Below are 20,104 nucleotides of genomic sequence, written 5' to 3' on the forward strand. Positions count from 1 at the left end.
TAACGCATGAGGCTACCTTGTATCCATTGCTTCTGGCAACATTAAGTCTCAAATTTTCAAAGGGTGGAACATGGCTCGCACAAAACTAAAATTCCGGCTGCATCGGGCAGTGATTGTCCTGTTCTGTCTTGCCTTGCTGGTCGCCCTGATGCAAGGTGCGTCCTGGTTTAGTCAAAACCACCAACGGCAGCGCAATCCACAGCTGGAAGAACTGGCTCGCACTCTGGCGCGTCAGGTGACGCTGAACGTTGCACCACTGATGCGAACCGACTCGCCAGATGAAAAACGCATTCAGACCATACTCAACCAGTTAACACATGAAAGCCGCATTCTCGACGCGGGCGTATACGATGAACAAGGCGATCTTATCGCTCGCGCAGGAGAAAGCGTAGAAGTACGCGACCGACTGGCGCTCAACGGGAAAAAAGCCGGCAGCTATTTTAATCAGCAAATTGTCGAACCTATCGAGGGGAAAAATGGCCCGCTCGGCTATCTGCGTCTGACGCTGGACACCCATACGCTCGCCACCGAAGCCAAACAGGTCGATAACACCACCAATATTTTACGCCTGATGTTGCTGCTCGCACTGGCGATCGGCGTGGTGCTGACTCGCACGCTATTGCAGGGTAAACGCACCCGCTGGCAGCAATCGCCCTTCCTTTTAACCGCCAACAACTCGGTACCGGAAGAGGAAGAAAACGAGCCAAAAGAGTGACCCATTACTACAAGAAAGGAAATCGTTATGACCACATTACGCCTGCTTATCTCTGACTCTTACGACCCGTGGTTTAATCTGGCGGTAGAAGAGTGTATTTTTCGCCAGATGCCCGCCACGCAGCGCGTACTGTTTCTCTGGCGCAATGCCGACACGGTAGTGATTGGTCGCGCGCAGAACCCGTGGAAAGAGTGCAATACCCGGCGGATGGAAGAAGATAACGTCCGCCTGGCGCGACGCAGTAGCGGCGGCGGCGCGGTGTTCCACGACCTCGGTAATACCTGCTTTACCTTTATGGCTGGCAAGCCGGAGTACGATAAAACCATCTCCACGGCGATTGTACTCAACGCGCTGAATACGCTTGGCGTCACCGCAGAAGCTTCCGGGCGCAACGACCTGGTGGTGAAAACAGCCGAAGGCGATCGCAAAGTCTCTGGCTCAGCCTATCGCGAAACCAAAGATCGCGGCTTCCACCACGGCACCTTGCTACTCAATGCCGATCTCAGCCGCCTGGCAAACTATCTCAACCCGGATAAAAAGAAACTGGCAGCGAAAGGCATTACTTCGGTACGTTCTCGCGTGACCAATCTGACTGAATTGCAGCCTGGGATCACCCATGGACAGGTTTGCGAGGCGATTCGTGAAGCCTTTTTCGCCCATTATGGCGAGCGTGTAGAAGCGGAAATTATCTCCCCGGACAAAACGCCAGACTTGCCAAATTTCGCTGAAACCTTTGCCCGTCAGAGTAGCTGGGAGTGGAACTTCGGTCAGGCTCCGGCGTTTTCACATCTGCTGGATGAACGCTTTAGCTGGGGCGGCGTGGAGCTACACTTCGACGTTGAAAAAGGCCATATTACCCGCGCCCAGGTGTTTACCGACAGCCTCAACCCCACGCCGCTGGAAGCCCTGGCTGAGCAACTGCAAGGTTGCCTGTACCGCGCGGATATGCTGCAACAAGAGTGTGAAGCTCTGTTGATTGATTTTCCGGGACAGGAAAAAGAGCTACGGGAATTGTCGGCGTGGTTAGCGGGGGCGGTGCGATAGTTACCCGCCCATACGGGCAACTTTCTCTTCGATTTGCCGGATTTTTTCCGGCATTTCCTGCGCAATGTGGCGAAACGCCTCGCTGATACGCGCATCTCCGGCGACCGCTTGCCAGAACTGCTGCGCCAGCGGGATCGCCATTAACCATGCACTTTTACTGACGTTAAGATCAAACTTCACCTCAATGGCAGCATCACGCAGCATTCCAGCGCTGTTCGGCGCATAGGCCATCGGCAGCATGTCGTAGACGGGCGTCAGCGCAAATGGTGGTTCAGATAAATAAAATGATAAATTGCCTGCGTGCATATCGCTGTTGGCGATAAGTCGCCCAAACGCCCAGATCACTTCTGTTTGCGCCACGCTCTGGTGAGTGACAAGTTGTTGCTCACACAAACGGCGCATTGCCTGCGGCCACGATCCCGGAGAAGAGACAAACTCACTCTGCACCGCCTCCAGCGACACAATGGGCAAGCGACCATCGTTACCTTTACAGTCAAAGCGTTCCGCTTCAAGGAATACCTGCCTGTTACTTGTTACTAGCACAGTTGACTCGATGACGTGGATTCCACCGTCGCCCAGGATTTGCGCGGCAATAGATTCGGCAATTAGCAGGTCACCCCAGCGTTGGCTGACCGCGGTTTGCTGTGGCACGGTGAATTTCACCAACACATGTTTATTGCCTGACGGCGTTTGTGCATAACAGGTAAATTTTGGCTGCTCGCCGCCCGTAGAAGAACCCACAATTTCTCCTGCCAGTGCATCACTTGCCAGCTGTTCGTAATGGGTGAGTTTTTGATCCAGAGGAATTGCCGCAGGGCGTTGTGCTGTAATCCATCGCTGATAATTCCCCTCCCCGACCAGCCAGCCGCCAGTATATTCACCGCTAAATACGGTCAGGGCATAGAGCACATCTTCTTCCTGCCAGAGACGGATATCTTCAGACAGATTCAGTTGCGCGGCTAACTTCCTGCCCCACGCGCGCCCCAAAAACCCCTGCGGTCGCAGATCAGTAATATACCAGGGCAAACCATCAAACCACTGTTCGTCGCCCTTTGCGCCAGTTACCAGACAACTTCCCTGCGGCCAGCACAACTGGATATCGGCGAATTTATATGCCTTTCCGGTATCGTCCACTCGCCAGACGGGGATACATTCTATTCCGCGATAAGGGCGCAGCAGTGCATAACGCGTTGCCCGCGCTTTGCCGAAGCGAATCACCCGATCTTCTCTGACAACAAGGCGTGAGAACGTCGCCTGACTCATTGCCAGACGCTGGCGCAATTCCGGGGCAGAACGCGGCCCTTGCAGTAAAAGATCGGTCAGTTCGCTCATTAATGAATAGATTCGTGAATAGATACTTGAATAGATTTATTAGCAGATTCTATTGAAATGTAAAGTAAAACACTTTACATGGTAGTGAAAGATGAATAGATACTAAAAAGCCGGAGCAGTCTCCCGCTCCGGCTTCACACGACAATCGCCTTTCAGCGAAACACCATTACTCTTTATCGCCCAGCAGAACGGATTCCAGCGCGATTTTGATCATGTCATTGAAGGTGGTCTGACGCTCTTCGGCAGTGGTCTGCTCGTGAGTGCGGATATGGTCAGACACGGTGCAGATAGCCAGCGCTTTCGCGCCAAACTCTGCAGCCACACCATAAATACCTGCCGCTTCCATTTCTACGCCGAGGATGCCGTATTTTTCCATCACGTCGAACATTTCGCCGTCTGGGGAGTAGAACAGATCAGCGGAGAACAAGTTACCAACGCGAGCATCAACGCCCAGTGCTTTAGCCGCGTCCACTGCGTTACGCACCATGTCAAAGTCAGCGATAGCGGCGAAGTCATGGTCTTTAAAACGGATACGGTTAACTTTGGAGTCGGTGCAGGCACCCATACCGATCACCACGTCACGCAGTTTTACGTGCGGCAGAACTGCGCCACAGGAACCCACGCGGATGATTTTCTTCACGCCGAAATCGGTGATCAGTTCTTTGGTGTAGATGGAGCAGGACGGGATCCCCATACCGTGACCCATTACGGAAATTTTGCGGCCCTTGTAAGTACCGGTAAAGCCCAGCATACCGCGAACGTTGTTCACTTCACGGACATCTTCAAGAAAGTTTTCAGCAATATATTTTGCACGCAGCGGGTCGCCAGGCATCAAAACTACGTCAGCGAAATCGCCCATTTCTGCATTAATGTGTGGGGTAGCCATCGTTTTATCCTTTTTGTGACATAACAAAGGCGGAGTCAACGCTCCGCCCAAATCCATCAGAACATGGCTTTGCCATATTCCATATCAGAAGTACCAAAATATTTTGCCAGCGTCTGGCCGATATCCGCAAAGGTTTCACGGTGACCCAGCGAACCGGGTTTCACTTTCGGGCCATACACCAGTACCGGAATGTGTTCACGCGTATGGTCAGTACCGGTCCAGGTCGGATCACAACCGTGGTCAGCGGTGAGGATCAGGATGTCGTCATCACGCAGCAGAGACATCAGCTCCGGCAAACGGCGGTCGAACAGTTCCAGACCTGCGGCATAACCCGCGACGTCGCGACGGTGGCCCCAGGAAGAGTCGAAGTCAACGAAGTTGGTGAAGACGATGGTATTGTCACCCGCTTCCTTCATCTCTTTGATGGTGGCGTCAAACAGCGCGTCCAGGCCAGTCGCTTTCACTTTCTTGGTGATGCCGCAGTTAGCGTAGATGTCTGCAATTTTACCGACAGAAACCACCTGACCGTGTTTTTCATCAACCAGTTTCTGCAGTACGGTCGGTGCTGGCGGTTCAACTGCCAGATCGTGACGGTTACCGGTGCGCTGGAAGTTACCGGCTTTGTCGCCGATAAACGGACGGGCGATAACGCGACCGATGTTGTAGCCGCCGTTGGTCAGCTCTTCACGGGCGATTTCGCACAGTTCGTAGAGTTTATCCAGACCAAAGGTTTCTTCGTGGCAAGCAATCTGGAACACGGAGTCAGCGGAGGTATAGAAAATCGGCTTGCCGGTTTTCATGTGCTCTTCGCCCAGTTGATCCAGAATGACCGTACCGGAAGAGTGGCAGTTACCGAGGTAACCCGGCAGATTAGCGCGTTCAACCAGTTTATCCAGCAGCTCTTGCGGGAAGCTGTTTTCGTGATCGGAAAAGTATCCCCACTCAAACAGAACCGGGACACCAGCGATTTCCCAGTGACCAGACGGGGTGTCTTTACCAGATGACATTTCGTGCGCCCATGCGTACGCGCCGATAACTTCAGCGTTGCCGTCCATTCCCGCCGGAATGAAACCGGTAGAACCTTCGTGTGCTTTCGCCAGCCCCAGACGGGTTAGATTTGGCAGATTGAGCGGGCCTTTACGACCGTTATCAGCTTCGCCTTTGGCGCAAGCTTCTGCGATATGACCCAGGGTGTCGGCCCCGACGTCACCAAAGCGTTCTGCATCTTCTGTAGCGCCGATGCCGAATGAGTCCAGCACCATAATAAATGCACGTTTCATATGTTCTCCGTACTCAGTGCTTCAAATTTAAATGATCAGATCAGTATACCGTTATTCGCTGATACGGCGATAGACAGTTGGTTTGCTTTCCGGTGCTTTATCGGCAAGTTTAATTGCCGCTTTCACCGCTTTTGCCGCTTCCTGCCAGGTGGTTTCGTCTTTCGCGTGGATAACCGCCAGCGGACGCTGGCCGTCTACCTGGTCGCCCAGACGCGCCATATCAGTGAAGCCGACGCTATAATCGATGGAGTCAGATGCCTGACGGCGACCGCCGCCCATTGCAACGACTGCCATCCCCAGCGCACGGGTATCCATTTCACTGACAAAACCTTCGGTATCAGCATAGACTGCTTTCGTCAGCATCGCTGTCGGCAGATACTTCGCGTAGTTCTCAACGAAGTCGGTCGGGCCTTTTTGTGCTGCCACCATACGACCAAAGACTTCTGCCGCTTTACCGTTATCCATCACCGCCTGCAATTTCGCGCGCGCTTCGGCGTCATCTTTCGCCAGTTTGCCGGAGATAAGCATCTCCACGCACAGCGCCATCGTGACATCAAACAGACGCGGGTTACGATACTCACCGGTCAGGAACTGCACCGCTTCACGCACTTCAACCGCGTTACCGGCACTGGAGGCCAGCACCTGATTCATATCAGTGAGCAACGCGGTGGTGCGCACACCAGCGCCGTTAGCCACACCAACAATCGCTTCGGCAAGGGCTTCAGAGAGTTCGTAGGTCGGCATAAACGCGCCGCTACCCACTTTCACGTCCATCACCAGCGCATCCAGACCTTCCGCCAGTTTTTTCGCCAGAATAGAGGCGGTAATCAACGGGATAGAGTCCACGGTTGCGGTAATATCGCGGGTCGCGTAGAAACGTTTGTCCGCCGGAGCCAGTGAGCTGGTCTGGCCGATAATCGCCACGCCGACATCTTTAATAATTTCGCGGAAACGGTTGTCATCCGGGAAGATATCGAAGCCAGGGATGGATTCCAGTTTGTCGAGCGTGCCGCCAGTATGACCGAGGCCGCGACCGGAGATCATCGGAATATAGCCGCCGCAGGCTGCGACCATTGGCCCCAACATCAGCGAAGTCACATCGCCGACGCCGCCGGTCGAGTGTTTATCAACAATCGGGCCATTCAGATGTAGGCTTTTCCAGTCGAGAACGGTTCCTGAATCTCGCATCGCCATGGTCAGCGAGACACGCTCCGGCATCGTCATATCGTGGAAGAAAATGGTCATCGCGAGGGCGGCAATCTGCCCTTCGGAGATAGTGTTGTCGCGAATGCCGTTGATAAAAAAACGAATTTCTTCATCGCTCAACGCATGACCATCACGTTTTTTACGAATAATTTCTTGTGCGAGAAACAAGGTAACCTCCCGAGGAAAAGAGTATGAAGCGGCTTTTGCCAGATGCGTCTACGCCTTATCCGGCCTACGAGACGTATCTACCCGTAGGCCTGATAAGCACAGCGCATCAGGCGCAAAGCATCTTACTTAGTAGCTGCTGGCGCTCTTACCGTCGCCGTGGCCCAGTGCTTTCAGCAGGCTTGCCAGCAGGCTGGAAGCACCAAAGCGATAGTGACGCGCATCTGCCCAGTCAGCGCCGAACAGTTCATCTGCGATAGCGAGATATTTCTGCGCATCTTCCGCAGTACGCACGCCGCCCGCCGGTTTGAAACCAACGGTTTTTTCTACGCCCATATCCTTGATGACTTCCATCATGATGCGCGCGCTTTCTGGGGTCGCGTTCACCGCCACTTTACCGGTAGAGGTTTTGATGAAGTCAGCACCGGCTTTGATGGAGATTTCAGACGCTTTGCGGATCAACGCTTCGTCTTTCAGTTCGCCGGTTTCGATGATCACTTTCAGCAGTACGTTCGCTGCTGCACAAGCCTCTTTACAGGCTTTCACCAGATCAAAACCAACCTGCTCGTTACCCGCCATCAGCGCACGGTACGGGAACACCACGTCAACTTCATCAGCACCGTAGGCGATTGCCGCACGGGTTTCCGCCAGTGCAATTTCGATGTCGTCGTTACCGTGTGGGAAGTTAGTTACCGTAGCAATACGGATTTCCGGGGTGCCCTGCTCTTTCAGGGTTTTGCGAGCAATCGGGATAAAGCGAGGATAGATACAGATAGCGGCGGTATTGCCGACCGGAGTTTTAGCCTGATGACACAGAGCGATCACTTTCTCATCGGTGTCGTCGTCATTCAGGGTAGTCAGGTCCATCAATTTCAGTGCACGCAGGCTGCTTGCTTTCAGATCAGTCATTTCATTCTCCTGGCTTGTCGCCAATAAAATTCACCTTGCGAGTTTGTTAGTATTCTAACATCGACTCCGCAACACACTTCGATATACATCACAATTAAGGAAATCTACTTACAAATTTGCACTACTGTAATGCGATCTGGTTCAAATAATTCACTTTCAAACGAATGCGTCATTGGTGACAAACGCATCAGGATCAAAGTGAACACGACGAAACTTCTTACAATGGCGCATCACCTTCGGCATAAAAGGAAAAGAAGATGCCCACTTCTCATGAAATTGCACTGCAACAACGTTGCCAGCAAATTGTCACCAGTCCGGTGCTTAGCCCGGAACAGAAACGCCATTTCCTGGCGCTGGAAGCAGAAAACAATCTGCCTTACCCGGAGCTACCTGCCGAAGCCCGTCGTGCGCTGGATGAAGGCGTAATCTGCGATATGTTTGAAGGTCATGCGCCGTACAAACCGCGCTATGTCTTACCGGATTACGCCCGTTTTCTGGCGAACGGTTCTGAATGGCTGGAGCTGGAAGGCGCGAAAGATCTTGATGATGCACTCTCTCTGCTGACCATTCTTTACCACCACGTACCGTCGGTCACATCGATGCCGGTCTACCTGGGGCAACTGGATGCGTTGTTGCAACCATATGTTAGAATTCTAACACAAGACGAGATCGATATTCGAATAAAACGTTTCTGGCGTTATCTCGACAGAACCTTGCCAGACGCCTTCATGCACGCCAATATCGGCCCGGCTGATTCGCCCATCACTCGCGCAATATTGCGTGCAGATGCTGAACTTAAGCAGGTTTCACCAAACCTGACCTTTATCTACGATCCTGAAATCACTCCTGATGATCTGCTACTGGAAGTAGCAAAAAACATCTGTGAATGTAGCAAGCCGCACATCGCCAACGGTCCGGTACATGATAAAATTTTCACAAAAGGTGGCTACGGGATCGTGAGCTGTTACAACTCACTGCCGCTGGCGGGTGGTGGCAGCACGCTGGTGCGCCTTAACCTGAAAGCCATTGCCGAGCGCAGTGAATCGCTGGATGACTTCTTTACGCGCACTCTACCGCACTACTGCCAGCAGCAGATCGCCATCATCGATGCGCGGTGTGAATTCCTCTATCAACAATCACACTTCTTTGAGAATAGCTTCCTGGTGAAAGAAGGGCTGATTAGCCCTGAACGTTTTGTGCCAATGTTTGGCATGTATGGGCTGGCAGAAGCGGTCAACCTGCTGTGCGAGAAAGAAGGGATTGCCGCACGCTACGGTAAAGAAGCCGCCGCAAATGAAGTGGGTTATCGCATCAGCGCGCAACTGGCGGAGTTTGTCGCCAACACGCCAGTGAAATATGGCTGGCAAAAACGTGCAATGTTACATGCACAGTCGGGGATCAGTTCTGATATCGGCACCACGCCGGGCGCGCGCTTGCCGTATGGCGATGAGCCAGATCCCATCACCCATCTGCAAACCGTCGCCCCGCATCATGCTTATTATTATTCCGGCATCAGTGACATCCTGACGCTCGACGAAACCATCAAACGTAATCCGCAGGCGCTGGTACAGCTTTGCCTCGGCGCCTTTAAAGCCGGCATGCGTGAATTTACCGCCAATGTCAGCGGTAACGATCTGGTTCGCGTTACTGGTTATATGGTGCGTTTGTCGGATCTGGAAAAATATCGTGCCGAAGGCTCACGTACCAACACCACCTGGCTGGGGGAAGAAGCCGCACGCAACACTCGTATTCTGGAACGCCAGCCACGCGTGATAAGCCATGAACAGCAGATGCGCTTTAGTCAGTAAGATTATCCCCTTCTCCTGTGTTGACGGGCCAGGTAGTCGTCTGGCTCTGTTTTTGCAGGGCTGCAATCTGCGCTGCAAAAACTGTCACAATCCGTGGACGATGGGGCGCTGCAATGATTGCGGAGAGTGCGTGCCACAGTGTCCGCATCAGGCGTTGCAGATTGTCGGCGGCAAAGTGGCGTGGAACGCGGCGCTCTGCGAGCAGTGTGATACTTGCCTGAAGATGTGTCCTCAACATGCCACGCCGATGGCACAATCCATGAGTGTGGATGAGGTGCTTAGCCATATCCGCAAAGCGGTGCTGTTTATTGAAGGGATAACGGTGAGCGGCGGTGAAGCCACAACTCAACTCCCGTTCGTGGTGGCGCTGTTTACTGCTATCAAAAATGATCCGCAACTGCGTCACCTCACCTGTCTGGTGGACAGCAACGGCATGTTGAGCGAAACCGGCTGGGAAAAACTGCTCCCGGTGTGCGACGGCGCAATGCTCGACCTAAAAGCTTGGGGGAGCGAGTGCCATCAACAGTTAACCGGACGCGATAATCAGCAAATTAAGCGCAGCATCAGTCTGCTTGCAGAGCGCGGTAAGCTGACGGAACTGCGTTTACTGGTGATCCCAGGACAGGTGGATTATTTGCAACACATCGATGAGCTGGCGGCGTTTATCAAGAGACTTGGCGCTGTTCCGGTACGCCTGAACGCGTTTCATGCCCACGGCGTGTATGGCGAAGCGCAAAGCTGGCCGAGCGCCACGCCGGAAGACGTTGAGAGGTTGGCTGATGCATTACGGGAGCGCGGAGTGAGCAGGTTGATATTTCCGGCGCTGTATCTTTGATATGCCGGATGCGGCGTGAACGCCTTATCCAGCCTACGGTTGGGCACAGCCCTGTAGGCATGATAAGACGCGTCAGCCTCGCATCAGGCATTGTGCGCCGACTGACGAATATGGCGTGAACGCCTTATCCGGCCTGCGAAAGACAAACTACCCACGAACGTTAAACACCGTATACGTGTTATTAAGCAACACTTCCGCAATCTCATCCGCCGGTTCCGGGCGTAGCTCGCCCAGCACAGCAAACACCCGGGCTGCCTGTTCCGGTCGATTGGGTTGCCCCTGAAAACCGTTGAGTGGCATATCCGGCGCGTCGGTTTCCAGCAACAACGATGCCAGCGGTAATTTTGCGATGACATCGCGTGTTTTACTGGCGCGTGGATAGGTGATAGTACCGCCTACGCCAATTTTGTAGCCCTGTTGCACAAACCGTTCGGCCTGTTGCAGGCTGCCAGAAAATCCGTGGACAACGCCCGCACGCGGCAAATTGTGGCGCTTAAGATGCATCGCCAGCTTGTCATGCGTGCGCCGTGAATGAAGGATCACCGGGAGATCGTAGCGTTTCGCCAGTTTCAGTTGTTCGTCGAGCAACCACTGTTGCCTCTCAAACTGTGGATCATCGCCAAAGAGATCCAGACCGATCTCCCCCACCGCTACCACCTTCGCAGGGCGCCTTTCCAGCGCCTGCTGTAACTGATCCAGCGACGCCTCGGTGTGTTTTTCCAACATCCCCGGATGCAACCCTAAGGCGGCATACAGCGGCTGAAAATTTTCCGCCAACGCCTGCACGCGGGCAAAATTTGCCGCCTCAGTTGCCGGAACAATGATCTTGCCGACACCCGCTTGTGCCGCGCGTTGCAGGCTCGCAGTTTCATCACCGCAAAACGGCGGAAAATCAAAATGGCAATGGGTGTCGATAAAACGGCAAATCAAGCCAGATCCTCGTTGTTAAATGTTGGGTCATTCGCCTGCGGAGCGTCGCTCACTCCAGCAACCAGCGTATCGTTGGCGACGGGCGCTGGCGGAATGACAAGCGATTCCGCTGTCGCTACAGGCGCCAGATGACGGGCGAGCGGCGGTTTTTCGGTGAGTATTTTACCGAGCGTCGCCAGGAAATAGCGACCGCATAAACGCCCAAGCTTATAGTCTTCACGCAGCGCGGGAAGTCGGCTACCGAGCGCAATGCTATGCAACGGTTTCGGCGGATAAATTTCCAAAATCCGCAGCTTGCCCGGCGGCTTTTCAATGAATTGCTGGATGGCGCGATAGCTGGTTTCATGGTGGTGCACCAAACTAACCAACGGCTGCAGGCTGCTGTCACCTAACCAGCGTTCCATACGTTTAAACCACTGCGGCGTATAGTACATTTGCGACGGCACGGTACGGATCACCACCAGCGTTTTCGCCCCTCGCTTTGCGGCTTCCTTGACCGGAATAGCATCGCTGATCCCACCATCAAGATAGTTAACGCCGTCCAGTGATACCCCTGTGCGATAAAATCCAGGAATCGCACTGGAAGCGCGAATGACATCCAGCCAGTTTTGCCTGGTCGGTAAAAAGTAATTCGGCGAGTAATCATCCTGACGACAGGCGCACATATAAAAAGATTTTCCGCTATCGAATAGCCGTTCGGCGGTGTCCATCTGCAACGGCATCTGGCTTGCAGTCGACTCCACCAACCAGTCAAGATCGATAAGATTGCCGCCACGAACAAAACGCAATGGATCGAAAAATTCGCGTTTTGTGGTATAGCGCATAATGACTTTGCGCGCGTAACCTGGCTGGTTGCAGATATACGCCGACAGATTTTGCGCCCCGGCGGACGTGCCGAAATAAAGATCGAAAGGGTTAAACTGCGCACGCATAAACTCGTCCAGCACGCCAGCCGTGAAGATTCCGCGCTGCCCACCGCCTTCGCATACCAGCGCAATTCGTCCGGGCTGGAACGGCCTTAGCGACAACGGCGCAATATTACCAAGCGTTACAGGTATTCGCTGCCCCACCTCTGCCTTCCTGTTTTTCATTGTGAAAGACTGACAAAGTAACGCAATTTATTATTCGCTAAAACCGTAAAAGCCAGTCCACTGGACTGGCTTTGTATAAAATTTTCTTAATAGTCTGAAATCTAGGGGCGTTTTCGGCCCATAAACAAACTCACCAGGAACAGAATAATTCCAACGACAAAAACGATTTTTGCTGCGCCTGCCGCAGTACCTGCCAGCCCACCAAAGCCAAGTGCGGCGGCGATTAACGCGATAACCAGAAATATGATGCCCCAACGAAACATAAGCGTCCCCTTTACCATAGTTAGTGTTACCGCTGGATATGAGCATACAAACCACTCAATGCGATATTTTTAGTGTGGTGTACATCGTGCCTCCCGACAAAGCTCGGGAGGACGAATTACGACGAATTACTTAGTTTTCAGATCATTTTTAACGCTTTTCACACCATCTACCGCTTTGGCGATACTTTCAGCACGGTCACTTTGTGCCTGAGAATCTACGGTACCGGAGAGCTGAACAACGCCATCGGTGGTTTCAACGTTAACGTGGCGAGAAGGGACAGTGTCGTCCGCCAGAAGTTTGGCTTTGATTTCACTGGTGATGGCGGTATCACCCGCGTAACCCTTTACAGAGCTTTCTTTACTGTCACGAACGTGTAGTTTGTCGCTAACGGAGACCACGCCTTCAACGCTTTTCGCCGCTTTCACTGCCTCTTCGGCCTGTGCCTGACTTTCAACAAATCCGCTTAATGTCACGACTTTTTGATCGGTTTTGACAGAGATATCGGTGCTCTTGATGTTGTCATGATCCACCAGCGCTGCCTTCACTTTCGCGGTGATGGCGCTGTCATCCATGAAATTACCGACTTTACTCATAGAGCTATCGACTTTTTGCCCTGCAGTTTCAGCACCAGTCTGCACATTGTTATCTGCAAAAGCAGATCCAGTCGCTATGGCAGAGGTCAACATTACAGCCAGCAGAGTTTTCGAAATCTTCAGTCTTGTCATAGTCATCGATGTATTCCTGTATGTTTGCTCGTAATTTGAGCCAGGCAACACGAGGTTGCATTGCTGAAAGGGAGAGGCTTCACCCTGTGCAGAAGTCCATGGTCGCCGTCACAAAAACGACAAGCGATGAATAACGACCATTTCTGTCTCTGATTCAGTTATTTATATCAATGCGATGACAACTAACGGTTTTAAATACTGATATCCACGAATTGAACAGTGTTTAAAACCAACCAAAATGTCATCACTTTGTTAAATATAGATCACAATTTTGAAACCGCCCGGCACATCGTCTAAAAAACAGGTAAAAGCGAATGTTTTAAGAACATTCCGCAAGCGGCTAATAAGGAAGGGAAATTGACAGGGCGCAGCGGTTGCCGCGCCCTTAAGGCAAGAATTAATGTTCGCGAGTCTGGTGGAACTGAACGTCTGGATAACGTTCCTGCGCCAGGCGCAGGTTGACCATACTGGTAGCGATGTAAGCGAGGTTGTCACCGCCATCCAGCGCCAGTTGGCTTTCGTTCTTACGCTTGAACTCTTCGAATTTCTTCGCATCCGCGCATTCTACCCAGCGAGCGGTAGCGACGTTGACCGATTCATACACCGCTTCGACGTTGTATTCACTCTTCAGACGCGACACCACTACATCGAACTGCAGCACACCAACCGCACCGACAATCAGGTCGTTGTTAGAGATAGGACGGAACACCTGCACCGCGCCCTCTTCGGAAAGCTGTACCAGCCCTTTGAGCAACTGTTTTTGCTTCAGCGGATCTTTCAGGCGGATACGACGGAACAGTTCCGGTGCGAAGTTCGGAATACCGGTGAACTTCATCATCTCGCCCTGGGTAAAGGTATCGCCGATCTGAATGGTGCCGTGGTTGTGCAGACCGAGAATGTCGCCCGGATATGCTTCTTCAACGTGCGAACGGTCACCCGCCATAAAGGTCAGCGCATCGGAGATCACCACATCTTTCGCAGTACGCACCTGACGCAGTTTCATGCCTTTTTCATATTTACCGGACACCACACGCATAAATGCCACGCGGTCGCGGTGTTTCGGGTCCATGTTGGCCTGAATTTTAAACACGAAGCCGGTAAATTTGTCTTCGCTCGCTTCTACGGTACGGGTATCGGTCTGACGCGGCATCGGCGCAGGCGCCCACTCCACCAGGCCATCCAGCATATGATCGACGCCGAAGTTACCCAGCGCAGTACCAAAGAATACCGGGGTGATTTCACCTGCGAGGAACAGATCTTTATCGAATTCGTTAGAGGCGCCTTTCACCAGTTCCAGTTCATCGCGCAATTGTTGCGCCAGATCTTCACCGACAGCGGCATCGAGATCCGGGTTATTCAGCCCTTTAACAATGCGGACTTCCTGAATGGTGTGACCTTGACCGCTCTGATAGAGATAGGTTTCATCTTTATAAAGGTGGTAAACGCCTTTAAACAGCTTGCCGCAGCCAATCGGCCAGGTGATCGGCGCGCAACCGATTTTCAGCTCGTTCTCAACTTCATCGAGCAGTTCCATCGGGTCGCGGATATCACGGTCAAGTTTGTTCATAAAGGTGAGGATCGGCGTATCGCGCAGACGGGTTACTTCCATCAGTTTACGGGTACGATCTTCAACACCTTTTGCAGCGTCGATAACCATCAGGCAGCAGTCCACCGCCGTCAGGGTACGATAGGTATCTTCCGAGAAGTCTTCGTGTCCCGGGGTGTCGAGCAGGTTAACCAGGCAGTCGTGATACGGAAACTGCATCACAGACGTGGTAATGGAGATCCCACGCTGCTTTTCCATCTCCATCCAGTCCGACTTAGCGTGCTGGTTGGAACCACGGCCTTTTACTGTACCGGCGGTCTGAATGGCCTGTCCGAACAGCAGCACCTTCTCGGTGATGGTGGTTTTACCGGCATCCGGGTGAGAAATAATGGCAAAAGTGCGGCGCTTCGCCACCTCTTGCAAATAAGGAGACAACGTCATAATTCTTTCTTCTTGAGTAAGCGGCATCGCGCCGCGCTTGTTGAAAACGAAAAATTGCGGCTATTTTACCCATCAACGGGGGGGAGGCAATCAGTGTTTACACAGGAGCTGCTCCAGTTCGTGCAACGAAGAAACGGTCCAGGTGGGCGCAATGCCTTCTGGTTGCTCACGGTTGTGCGCATTCAGCCAGCAGGTCGCAAGCCCGGCGTTGATGCCACCGAGGATGTCAGACTCGGCAGTGTCACCAACCATCAGCACGCGTGAACGGTCAGGATTGCCCGCCTGTTCCAGCGCATAATCGAAAATTTTCTTATTCGGTTTAGCAACGCCAACTTCTTCAGAAACCACCAGCAGATCGAAATAGTCACGCAAGCCCGTGCGTTCCAGACGCACTTGCTGCAGGGCGCTAAAGCCGTTAGTGATGATACCGATTTTGGCATTGCCGCGAATGGTGTTAAGCAGGGAAACCGCCCCCGGCAACGGCGTGCAAATTTCCGCCATTGCATTAATAAAGGCTTCATTGAGTTTACCCGGCTCGACATTCAGCCGTTCGGCCCAGCTTGCAAAACGCCCGTGCTGAAGCTGTAATGAAGTGATGGCACCGTTTTGATAATCCACCCACAGGGGCTTGTTAACGGCCTGATAGTCCTGAAAATCTTCAGCGGTAAAGGTGACGCTGTAATCAAGAAACATCCGCTGCAGGCCGGTGAACGAGTCAAAGGTAAACAGCGTTTCATCGGCGTCAAAGAAAATCCAGTCCCACTTCATTATTCCACCTTGTCTTACATACTGATTGGCAACGCCATGATGATGGCGTCTTCGCGACCGTCCGTGGTGGGGTAGTAATTGCGGCGAATCGTCGCCTCGTTAAAGCCTAAACTTTCGTACAGAGCAATGGCAGCAGCATTTGAGGCGCGGACTTCCAGCCATAGGGTCGCCACGCCGCGTTTTTCCAGTTCGTCGATCAAATGTTCCAGCAGCGCCCTTCCCAGTCCCTGACGCTGATAGTCGGGATCGACCGCGATATTGAACAAGGTAGCTTCATCCAGCACCACTTGCGTAATCGCAAACGCTGCCATTTTGCCGTTTTGCGTTAACTGAAAATTGAGATAACGCTCGCCCTGATTACTGGCAAAGGTTTTTTCGCTCCACGGAAAGGCGTGGGCGCGTTGTTCAATGTGAAAAGCCGCGGGTAAATCAGTCGTTTCGAGGGAAGAAATCGTGTTCATATGTGCAAATTTGTTGCCATAATGCGGCGCGTGCCGTTGGGTTTGCCCGTAATTCGGTGAGCGTCGGTGATACCACCTGAGCGCCTTCCAGTGACAGCGGTTCATCAGTGCCTAACCGCCAGCTGTTGCAGCGACTGCCTTGCGGCAGCATCGCGATCCTTTCAGGCGTCAGTTGCAGCACCTGATCGGGGCTGACGGTTAATGCACGCAGAACGTCGCTCACCAGGGAATCGGTCAGGGCGGGAAGATCGTTTGCCACCATCACCAGACGAACGTGTGCCGGGATCGCAATGGCAATCTCCCCCTGCAACGCGCCAGGGCGACGCAGCGACCACTGGGTAATGCCCAGCTGCTGTAACTGCCAGTCTCGTCGGGATGTCATAGCGAATCGCTCCTGTTGTCAGGGGCGCAAATATAGCAAATTCGTCGATACCGCGCCAACATATGGCTATAATCGCCGCTAGTATCAATTGAGGAGCATTCCATGTCTGCATTTACCCCGGCAAGTGAAGTCTTGCTGCGTCACAGTGATGATTTCGAAAAAAGCCGTATTCTGTTTGCCGGAGACTTACAGGATGACCTGCCCGCGCGTTTAGATACCGCGGCCAGCCGTGCTCATACCCAGCAATTCCACCACTGGCAGGTGTTAAGCCGCCAGATGGGAGATAACGCCCGTTTTAGCCTGGTGGCAACGGCGGATGACGTCGCAGATTGCGATACGCTGATTTACTACTGGCCGAAGAACAAACCGGAAGCTCAGTTCCAGTTGATGAATTTACTTTCTCTGCTGCCGGTGGGCACTGACATTTTCGTCGTTGGCGAGAACCGCAGCGGCGTGCGCAGCGCCGAGCAGATGCTGGCCGATTATGCGCCGTTGAATAAGGTAGACAGCGCCCGTCGCTGTGGCCTCTATTTTGGTCGTCTGGAAAAGCAGCCGGTGTTTGATGCCGATAAATTCTGGGGCGAATACAGTGTTGATGGCCTGACCATTAAAACGCTGCCAGGCGTATTTAGCCGTGACGGTCTGGATGCCGGCAGCCAGTTACTGCTCTCGACATTAACCCCGCACACGAAAGGCAAAGTACTGGATATCGGTTGTGGCACAGGAGTGCTTTCGGTTGCCTTTGCACGCCATTCGCCGAAGATTCGTCTCACCTTATGCGATGTCTCTGCGCCAGCAGTAGAAGCCAGCCGCGCAACGCTTGTTGCTAACGGCATTGAAGGTGAGGTCTTTGCCAGCAACGTCTTTTCCGAGGTGAAAGGTCGTTTTGATATGATCATCTCCAACCCGCCATTCCACGACGGGATGCAAACCAGCCTTGATGCAGCGCAAACGCTGATTCGCGGCGCGGTGCGCCATCTTAACAGCGGCGGCGAGTTGCGAATTGTGACAAACGCCTTCCTGCCTTACCCGGACGTACTGGATGAGACATTTGGTTTCCACGAAGTGATCGCGCAAACCGGGCGCTTCAAGGTGTATCGCGCCATTATGACCCGCCAGGCGAAGAAAGGTTAAGAATCACGCCGCAATCCTTGTTGGATGCGGCGTGAACGCCTTATCCAACCTACAAACCTGCACGTTAGCCTATCGTAAGCCAGATAAAACGCGCCAGCGTCGCATCTGACATCTGCACCCGCATACCGTGTCGGATGCGGCGTGAACGCCTTATCCGACCAACCAAACCCGCACGTTAGCCTCCTGATGACCATTTTTCCAACAATCACGCATCAGGCGATAATTAACTATTGACGAATAGCTGAAAACCACTAGAATGCGCCTCCGTGGTAGCAATTCTTTTTAAGAATTGATGGTATGCGAAGGTGGCGGAATTGGTAGACGCGCTAGCTTCAGGTGTTAGTGTCCTTACGGACGTGGGGGTTCAAGTCCCCCCCCTCGCACCAAAAACCACGTTGATATTGCTCGCACTGGGCGAAGGTGGCGGAATTGGTAGATGCGCTAGCTTCAGGTGTTAGTGTTCTTACGGACGTGGGGGTTCAAGTCCCCCCCCTCGCACCAACGAGGCGATATCAAAAAAAGTAAGATAACTGTGCGAAGGTGGCGGAATTGGTAGACGCGCTAGCTTCAGGTGTTAGTGTCCTTACGGACGTGGGGGTTCAAGTCCCCCCCCTCGCACCAATTATCTTTACTTCCTCTCTTGTTTCTTCTTTGTTTTTTCATCCCTGATTCCCGTTCATTATCATCGGCATGACGCCAGAAATAAGCGCCAGGCACGATGGCAGCAAAACGTAATGCCGTAATTGTTTGTGATACAGCATCACCGGCGTCAACACTAATCCCACCAGAATCACAATCCGCCACTGATCCGGCGATAAATCAGCATACGCCAGACCTGCAATCAACAACCCCGGCAAAAATACTCCCCAACCACTACCCAGCATACGTTGCAACATGGTTTTATCTCTCACATCGATAATGATAATAAATATCATATGATAATTTTTATCATTTACAAGCACGAGAAACCCCTTGCTATCGGATAAACCTATCGATAGTATTAGCAATCATTATCATTTAGATTACTATCACGATTATGTCCTATCGTTCCGCACCGCTTTTTGAAGATGTTATCTGGCGAACGCATCTCAAACCGCAAGATCCAACACTTGCACAAGCGGTACGTGCGACGATCGCCGAACATCGTGAACATCTGCTGGAATTTATCCGTCTGGATGAACCCGCCCCGCTTAACGCCATGACGCTGGCGCAATGGTCATCGCCGAATGCGCTAAGTTCTCTACTGGCGGTCTATTCCGATCATATCTACCGCAACCAACCGATGATGATCCGCGAAAACAAGCCGCTGATCTCACTGTGGGCGCAATGGTATATCGGCCTGATGACGCCACCATTAATGCTGGCGCTGCTGACGCAGGAAAAAGCGTTAGACCTTTCCCCGGAACATTTCCACGTTGAGTTTCACGAAACTGGACGCGCCGCCTGTTTCTGGGTCGATGTGAGTGAAGACAAGAATGCAGCCACATATTCACCGCGGCAGCGAATGGAAAAGTTGATCACGACAGCGTTGATCCCGGTTGTGCAGGCACTAGAAGCCACTAACGAAATCAACGGCAAACTCATCTGGAGTAACACTGGCTATTTGATCAACTGGTATCTGACAGAGATGAAAAAACTAATCGGTGAATCAACCGTTGAATCGCTCCGCCATGCCCTGTTCTTTGAGAAAACGCTCTCCAGCGGAGAAGATAATCCATTATGGCGCACAGTCGTGCTACGCGACGGTTTATTAGTTCGTCGAACCTGCTGCCAGCGTTACCGCCTGCCAGATGTGCAACAGTGCGGCGACTGTACGCTGAAATAAAAAAACGCAGCCGGGACGATTAACCCGGCGTTCATCGTTTTAAAAAGGATGTAGTACATGAATTGCGTCTGAAATCCGCATACACAACAAAATATCTGCGGCTTCCAGTAACCCTGCATCGGAGTTGACGCCCAGTTTCGACATCACATTAAACTTATGCGCGCGAATCGTTTTAATATTTCGCTTAAGCTGCTCGGCAATTTGTGTCATTGAGTAGCCACGCGACATAAAGCGCAATATTTCTCTCTCTGTTGGGCTTAACGTGCGACTTTGATTAATGTACCACTGGTTGTTAAGACGATCGGTCGCCTGACGTACACCATTTAATGACAGAAAAAGTTCCTGGTAAAACACGTC

At 52.5% G+C, this 20,104-nt stretch carries 21 protein-coding genes and 3 tRNA genes; 9 read left to right on the forward strand and 15 right to left on the reverse strand.

Annotated elements, in window-relative coordinates; all coding sequences use genetic code 11:
- Positions 1-70 precede the first annotated feature (70 nt).
- Entirely contained in the window at positions 71-715 is a 645-nt protein-coding gene (locus EA14781_RS08415; RefSeq protein WP_000124621.1) for a YtjB family periplasmic protein, read from the forward strand.
- A 27-nt stretch (positions 716-742) separates the two neighbouring features.
- A complete protein-coding gene (gene lplA / locus EA14781_RS08420) occupies positions 743-1,759 on the forward strand; it encodes a lipoate--protein ligase (RefSeq protein WP_000209751.1) in 1,017 nt (338 codons plus the stop codon).
- Here lplA and yjjJ read toward each other — a convergent pair whose 3' ends face one another.
- The 5 genes from yjjJ to deoC all read right to left on the reverse strand — a co-directional run bounded on the left by yjjJ (position 1,760) and on the right by deoC (position 7,537).
- A complete protein-coding gene (gene yjjJ, locus EA14781_RS08425) occupies positions 1,760-3,091 on the reverse strand; it encodes a type II toxin-antitoxin system HipA family toxin YjjJ (protein WP_001293117.1) in 1,332 nt (443 codons plus the stop codon).
- Between the two features lie 166 nt (positions 3,092-3,257).
- Positions 3,258-3,977 (reverse strand): purine-nucleoside phosphorylase, encoded by a 720-nt coding sequence (gene deoD, locus EA14781_RS08430; RefSeq protein ID WP_000224873.1) that lies wholly within the window; start codon positions 3,975-3,977, stop codon positions 3,258-3,260.
- Between the two features lie 56 nt (positions 3,978-4,033).
- Positions 4,034-5,257 (reverse strand): phosphopentomutase, encoded by a 1,224-nt coding sequence (gene deoB / locus EA14781_RS08435; protein WP_000816471.1) that lies wholly within the window; start codon positions 5,255-5,257, stop codon positions 4,034-4,036.
- 51 nt (positions 5,258-5,308) lie between these two features.
- Positions 5,309-6,631: a thymidine phosphorylase gene (deoA, locus tag EA14781_RS08440; RefSeq protein ID WP_000477821.1), complete on the reverse strand. Its 1,323-nt coding sequence runs from the start codon at positions 6,629-6,631 to the stop codon at positions 5,309-5,311.
- Between the two features lie 126 nt (positions 6,632-6,757).
- Complete coding sequence (deoC, locus tag EA14781_RS08445) at positions 6,758-7,537, reverse strand: deoxyribose-phosphate aldolase (protein ID WP_002430325.1); 780 nt, start codon at positions 7,535-7,537, stop codon at positions 6,758-6,760.
- 257 nt (positions 7,538-7,794) lie between these two features.
- On the opposite strand from deoC, the gene EA14781_RS08455 reads away from it, so the two are divergent.
- Both EA14781_RS08455 and EA14781_RS08460 read left to right on the forward strand, forming a co-directional pair.
- Positions 7,795-9,345 carry a YjjI family glycine radical enzyme gene (locus EA14781_RS08455; protein ID WP_001143197.1) on the forward strand — a complete coding sequence of 517 codons (1,551 nt, stop codon included), beginning with the start codon at positions 7,795-7,797 and terminating at the stop codon, positions 9,343-9,345.
- Positions 9,317-10,180, forward strand: a complete 864-nt coding sequence (locus EA14781_RS08460) for a YjjW family glycine radical enzyme activase (RefSeq protein ID WP_001088425.1) — start codon at positions 9,317-9,319, stop codon at positions 10,178-10,180. Before EA14781_RS08455 ends, EA14781_RS08460 begins: the two co-directional genes overlap by 29 nt.
- A 147-nt stretch (positions 10,181-10,327) precedes the next feature.
- Here EA14781_RS08460 and EA14781_RS08465 read toward each other — a convergent pair whose 3' ends face one another.
- The 8 genes from EA14781_RS08465 to holD all read right to left on the reverse strand — a co-directional run bounded on the left by EA14781_RS08465 (position 10,328) and on the right by holD (position 16,788).
- Positions 10,328-11,110, reverse strand: a complete 783-nt coding sequence (locus EA14781_RS08465) for a metal-dependent hydrolase (RefSeq protein WP_000563010.1) — start codon at positions 11,108-11,110, stop codon at positions 10,328-10,330.
- A complete protein-coding gene (locus EA14781_RS08470) occupies positions 11,107-12,180 on the reverse strand; it encodes a patatin-like phospholipase family protein (RefSeq protein WP_000531525.1) in 1,074 nt (357 codons plus the stop codon). Before EA14781_RS08470 ends, EA14781_RS08465 begins: the two co-directional genes overlap by 4 nt.
- A gap of 122 nt (positions 12,181-12,302) precedes the next feature.
- Positions 12,303-12,464 carry a DUF1328 domain-containing protein gene (locus EA14781_RS08475; protein ID WP_000490275.1) on the reverse strand — a complete coding sequence of 54 codons (162 nt, stop codon included), beginning with the start codon at positions 12,462-12,464 and terminating at the stop codon, positions 12,303-12,305.
- A 126-nt stretch (positions 12,465-12,590) separates the two neighbouring features.
- Entirely contained in the window at positions 12,591-13,196 is a 606-nt protein-coding gene (osmY, locus tag EA14781_RS08480; protein WP_000178957.1) for a molecular chaperone OsmY, read from the reverse strand.
- A 391-nt stretch (positions 13,197-13,587) separates the two neighbouring features.
- A complete protein-coding gene (prfC, locus tag EA14781_RS08485; protein ID WP_000175957.1) occupies positions 13,588-15,177 on the reverse strand; it encodes a peptide chain release factor 3 in 1,590 nt (529 codons plus the stop codon).
- A gap of 90 nt (positions 15,178-15,267) precedes the next feature.
- Positions 15,268-15,945 (reverse strand): pyrimidine 5'-nucleotidase, encoded by a 678-nt coding sequence (gene yjjG / locus EA14781_RS08490; RefSeq protein ID WP_000870691.1) that lies wholly within the window; start codon positions 15,943-15,945, stop codon positions 15,268-15,270.
- A gap of 14 nt (positions 15,946-15,959) precedes the next feature.
- Positions 15,960-16,406, reverse strand: coding sequence for a ribosomal protein S18-alanine N-acetyltransferase (rimI, locus tag EA14781_RS08495; protein ID WP_001092450.1), 447 nt, complete (start codon positions 16,404-16,406; stop codon positions 15,960-15,962).
- Positions 16,375-16,788 (reverse strand): DNA polymerase III subunit psi, encoded by a 414-nt coding sequence (gene holD, locus EA14781_RS08500; protein WP_000204027.1) that lies wholly within the window; start codon positions 16,786-16,788, stop codon positions 16,375-16,377. The genes rimI and holD overlap by 32 nt, the downstream gene beginning before the upstream one ends.
- Positions 16,789-16,890: 102 nt before the next feature.
- Between holD and rsmC the strand changes: the two genes are divergently transcribed.
- The 4 genes from rsmC to EA14781_RS08520 all read left to right on the forward strand — a co-directional run bounded on the left by rsmC (position 16,891) and on the right by EA14781_RS08520 (position 18,543).
- Positions 16,891-17,922 carry a 16S rRNA (guanine(1207)-N(2))-methyltransferase RsmC gene (gene rsmC, locus EA14781_RS08505; RefSeq protein WP_001272260.1) on the forward strand — a complete coding sequence of 344 codons (1,032 nt, stop codon included), beginning with the start codon at positions 16,891-16,893 and terminating at the stop codon, positions 17,920-17,922.
- Between the two features lie 299 nt (positions 17,923-18,221).
- Positions 18,222-18,308 (forward strand) — tRNA-Leu (locus EA14781_RS08510).
- A 28-nt stretch (positions 18,309-18,336) separates the two neighbouring features.
- Positions 18,337-18,423: transfer RNA gene (locus tag EA14781_RS08515), tRNA-Leu, on the forward strand.
- Positions 18,424-18,456: 33 nt separating this feature from the next.
- Positions 18,457-18,543 (forward strand) — tRNA-Leu (locus EA14781_RS08520).
- Between the two features lie 38 nt (positions 18,544-18,581).
- Here the strand turns inward: EA14781_RS08520 and EA14781_RS08525 are convergent.
- Positions 18,582-18,818 (reverse strand): DUF1435 domain-containing protein, encoded by a 237-nt coding sequence (locus EA14781_RS08525; RefSeq protein WP_123058240.1) that lies wholly within the window; start codon positions 18,816-18,818, stop codon positions 18,582-18,584.
- Positions 18,819-18,958: 140 nt separating this feature from the next.
- On the opposite strand from EA14781_RS08525, the gene fhuF reads away from it, so the two are divergent.
- On the forward strand, positions 18,959-19,747 hold the full coding sequence (fhuF, locus tag EA14781_RS08530; RefSeq protein WP_000122185.1) for a siderophore-iron reductase FhuF: 789 nt from the start codon (positions 18,959-18,961) through the stop codon (positions 19,745-19,747).
- A gap of 39 nt (positions 19,748-19,786) precedes the next feature.
- Here the strand turns inward: fhuF and bglJ are convergent.
- Positions 19,787-20,104: DNA-binding transcriptional activator BglJ (bglJ, locus tag EA14781_RS08535; RefSeq protein ID WP_042335526.1), on the reverse strand; the 318-nt coding region annotated here is incomplete at its 5' end.

This window comes from Escherichia albertii NBRC 107761 = DSM 17582 (assembly GCF_000759775.1).
In the GTDB taxonomy this organism is placed as follows: Bacteria; Pseudomonadota; Gammaproteobacteria; order Enterobacterales; family Enterobacteriaceae; genus Escherichia; species Escherichia albertii.

Coding starts and splice junctions, on each gene's coding strand:
- EA14781_RS08415 (WP_000124621.1), top strand. CDS start 71: ATGGCTCGCACAAAACTAAAATTCCGGCTGCATCGGGCAGTGATTGTC.
- lplA (WP_000209751.1), top strand. CDS start 743: ATGACCACATTACGCCTGCTTATCTCTGACTCTTACGACCCGTGGTTT.
- yjjJ (WP_001293117.1), bottom strand. CDS start 3,091: ATGAGCGAACTGACCGATCTTTTACTGCAAGGGCCGCGTTCTGCCCCG.
- deoD (WP_000224873.1), bottom strand. CDS start 3,977: ATGGCTACCCCACACATTAATGCAGAAATGGGCGATTTCGCTGACGTA.
- deoB (WP_000816471.1), bottom strand. CDS start 5,257: ATGAAACGTGCATTTATTATGGTGCTGGACTCATTCGGCATCGGCGCT.
- deoC (WP_002430325.1), bottom strand. CDS start 7,537: ATGACTGATCTGAAAGCAAGCAGCCTGCGTGCACTGAAATTGATGGAC.
- EA14781_RS08455 (WP_001143197.1), top strand. CDS start 7,795: ATGCCCACTTCTCATGAAATTGCACTGCAACAACGTTGCCAGCAAATT.
- EA14781_RS08460 (WP_001088425.1), top strand. CDS start 9,317: ATGAACAGCAGATGCGCTTTAGTCAGTAAGATTATCCCCTTCTCCTGT.
- EA14781_RS08475 (WP_000490275.1), bottom strand. CDS start 12,464: ATGTTTCGTTGGGGCATCATATTTCTGGTTATCGCGTTAATCGCCGCC.
- osmY (WP_000178957.1), bottom strand. CDS start 13,196: ATGACTATGACAAGACTGAAGATTTCGAAAACTCTGCTGGCTGTAATG.
- prfC (WP_000175957.1), bottom strand. CDS start 15,177: ATGACGTTGTCTCCTTATTTGCAAGAGGTGGCGAAGCGCCGCACTTTT.
- yjjG (WP_000870691.1), bottom strand. CDS start 15,945: ATGAAGTGGGACTGGATTTTCTTTGACGCCGATGAAACGCTGTTTACC.
- rimI (WP_001092450.1), bottom strand. CDS start 16,406: ATGAACACGATTTCTTCCCTCGAAACGACTGATTTACCCGCGGCTTTT.
- holD (WP_000204027.1), bottom strand. CDS start 16,788: ATGACATCCCGACGAGACTGGCAGTTACAGCAGCTGGGCATTACCCAG.
- rsmC (WP_001272260.1), top strand. CDS start 16,891: ATGTCTGCATTTACCCCGGCAAGTGAAGTCTTGCTGCGTCACAGTGAT.
- EA14781_RS08525 (WP_123058240.1), bottom strand. CDS start 18,818: ATGTTGCAACGTATGCTGGGTAGTGGTTGGGGAGTATTTTTGCCGGGG.
- fhuF (WP_000122185.1), top strand. CDS start 18,959: ATGTCCTATCGTTCCGCACCGCTTTTTGAAGATGTTATCTGGCGAACG.